Annotated in this window: 3 protein-coding genes and 1 riboswitch; all 3 genes read right to left on the reverse strand. The window is 50.4% G+C overall.

The window, feature by feature from the left end; all coding sequences use genetic code 11:
• Window positions 1-112 precede the first annotated feature (112 nt).
• On the reverse strand, window positions 113-766 hold the full coding sequence (locus PSHG_RS25825) for a TIGR01440 family protein (RefSeq protein ID WP_010280056.1): 654 nt from the start codon (window positions 764-766) through the stop codon (window positions 113-115).
• Between the two features lie 84 nt (window positions 767-850).
• Window positions 851-1,309, reverse strand: a complete 459-nt coding sequence (gene rpiB, locus PSHG_RS25830) for a ribose 5-phosphate isomerase B (RefSeq protein ID WP_010280059.1) — start codon at window positions 1,307-1,309, stop codon at window positions 851-853.
• A gap of 141 nt (window positions 1,310-1,450) precedes the next feature.
• Window positions 1,451-1,531, reverse strand: a riboswitch (ZMP/ZTP riboswitch).
• A gap of 149 nt (window positions 1,532-1,680) precedes the next feature.
• Window positions 1,681-2,250 carry a low molecular weight protein arginine phosphatase gene (locus PSHG_RS25835; RefSeq protein WP_262362420.1) on the reverse strand — a complete coding sequence of 190 codons (570 nt, stop codon included), beginning with the start codon at window positions 2,248-2,250 and terminating at the stop codon, window positions 1,681-1,683.
• Between the last annotated feature and the right edge of the window lie 22 nt (window positions 2,251-2,272).

Consider the following 2,272-nt stretch of genomic DNA (forward strand, 5'->3'; position numbering starts at 1 on the left):
TTAACGAAATATAGAATTATCGGTTTAAATGCTTTTTTCCGTCCCCGCGGAGAGTAAAATCGTTTAATGGAATTGTCTCGCCAGTTAAAATCGGGTAAAGGAATTGATGCGGCTACAAGCAATTTCCGTTATTTACGACCTCTTGCTTGGAATATTGAGCTCTCGCTCCTCCAATTAACTTGGGTCGGCTGTACGCCATGGACACTCTGGCATGCCCGATCCATCTTAGGGAAGGACGCAAGGGCACGGCGACTTTTCGCAAATGCATGCCAATCATCGTTTCCCCAATATCCAGTCCGGCATGGGCCTGAATCGTTTCTACCACTACCGGATCCTTCAGATGAAGATACGCCCAAGCGGCCATCGAGCCGCCAGCCCTAGGTACAGGGACGACGGATACTTCTTCTAAGTCCGGGTAAAGCGATAGAGCCTCACGCTCTAACACAAGCGCACGGTTCAAATGCTCACAGCATTGGAATGCCGGGAAGAAACGGCAAAGCTTCCGAGCGGCCTCTACTCCTTGGAAAATCCGCTCAGCGGCCTCTGCAGCGCCAGCGGTTCCAATCCTCTCTCCAATAACTTCACTTGTACTCGTACCGATCACAATCAGCTTCCCTGCGCTTATTCCTGCGGTCCGGATCAATTCCTCAAGCACCAGCTTTACATCATCGGCTGCGGTACTCAGTGAACGTGGTTCTAATGAGTTCATAAGGTCCGCGGATGCTGGTTCATGCTGGCCTCCTGGACCAGGTTTCACATCGGACATGATCTTCACCTTCTCTAACATAGATTGGGCAAAATCTTCCCCATGCTATAAGTTCTCGCCAGCCCACCTTGCTATACCCTTATTTTAGGGATGAGCTGCATATTTATTTTCAAGCGACTTCACTTTCTCTACTCTCCCTGCGTGACGGGCTTCACCGGAGAACCCGGTCTCCAGCCAAATGCGGGTAATTTCCGAAGCAACGCCGCTTCCGATGACACGCTCGCCCATGGCCAGCACATTGGAATCGTTATGTTCCCGGGTCGCTTTGGCCGAAAACAGGTCGTGCACCAGCGCACAGCGGATTCCTGGAATTTTGTTAGCAGCAATCGTCATTCCAATTCCTGTTCCGCAGATAAGAATTCCTCGATCAGCCTGTCCGGCAACCACCTTGTCACATACCGCGATCGCATAATCAGGATAATCGACGGAATCAGTACAGTTACACCCGCAATCCTCCACTTCGTGACCCATGGAAAGGATTACTTGCTTGATTTCTTCTTTCAGTCGGACTCCACCATGATCGGAGCCAATAGCAACTTTCATCCCTTACGCCTCCTTAAGTGCCGGCAGCACGCTATCTGATCGCAGAATAACGATGCCCCGATGGATAGCTTTGTACTAAGTATACCCTTAAATCGAGCCAATAGAAAAAAAGAGCATGGACGCGTGTTTCCACAACGTTACGCTCTTTGCCCAGGCGACCGGCCGTATATTCCGGTGCTCCATTGTGGTCTCTTCCACTAGTCGCCAGTTACACCGGATCTAATAACTTTCCTTAATCATACCGCATCCGGGAAAAGGTGTAAAGAGACAACCTTTACACTTCCTGCGGCGGCGGTACCGCTTCACTGAGCGATTAACATGCTTTAGTACTGCTTTACTAATCGATCAACTTTTCTTCAGTAGTGACCGCATTACTGATTTTCCTCCGACCACCGCTCCAACAGCTTGTCTAGACACTGTTCAATGTCTTGGGCGCACAGCTGGTAGTCCTCCAGCGACCCGCCAAACGGGTCGACTACATCGTAGCTGCCCTGATGAAGCAGAGCCAGCTGCTGCAGCTCGCTGTCCGTGATTTCTTGGGACAACGCTTTTTTGATTTCAAGCTCGGCCGCAAGCTTCTCCCGCTCTTGATGCAGGTCCGATTCAAGCGTATATTCCTTGAGTGTAAAAATTTTGTCCGCTTCCTGCGGATATCGCTCTATTAAGGCACGCTTATGACTCATTGTCATCGTTAAGATGAGCTCCGCCCATTGAACTGCCTCTTCCGAAACAGGAGTGGATTGAAAGCTATCCTCGATCCCTCTATCCTGCAAAATCTGCCGAGCATGAGGAGAAATTGGCCCGCCTCCAGCCGCTGCCACGCCAGCGGAGCGAATTGTTAATGAAATTCCCTTCTCCCGTGCCTTCAGGCGCAATATCCCTTCAGCCATAGGGCTGCGGCAAGTATTCCCTGTACAAACGAATAGAACGGTTTTGTTCAATAGAATTCACCCCTCCCTCAAT

The organism is Paenibacillus senegalensis JC66, from assembly GCF_000285515.1.
Classification (GTDB): Bacteria; Bacillota; Bacilli; order Paenibacillales; family NBRC-103111; genus Paenibacillus_L; species Paenibacillus_L senegalensis.

Excerpts from the sequence above, each read along its gene's own strand:
- PSHG_RS25825 (WP_010280056.1), bottom strand. The coding sequence starts at position 766 with ATGTCCGATGTGAAACCTGGTCCAGGAGGCCAGCATGAACCAGCATCC.
- rpiB (WP_010280059.1), bottom strand. The coding sequence starts at position 1,309 with ATGAAAGTTGCTATTGGCTCCGATCATGGTGGAGTCCGACTGAAAGAA.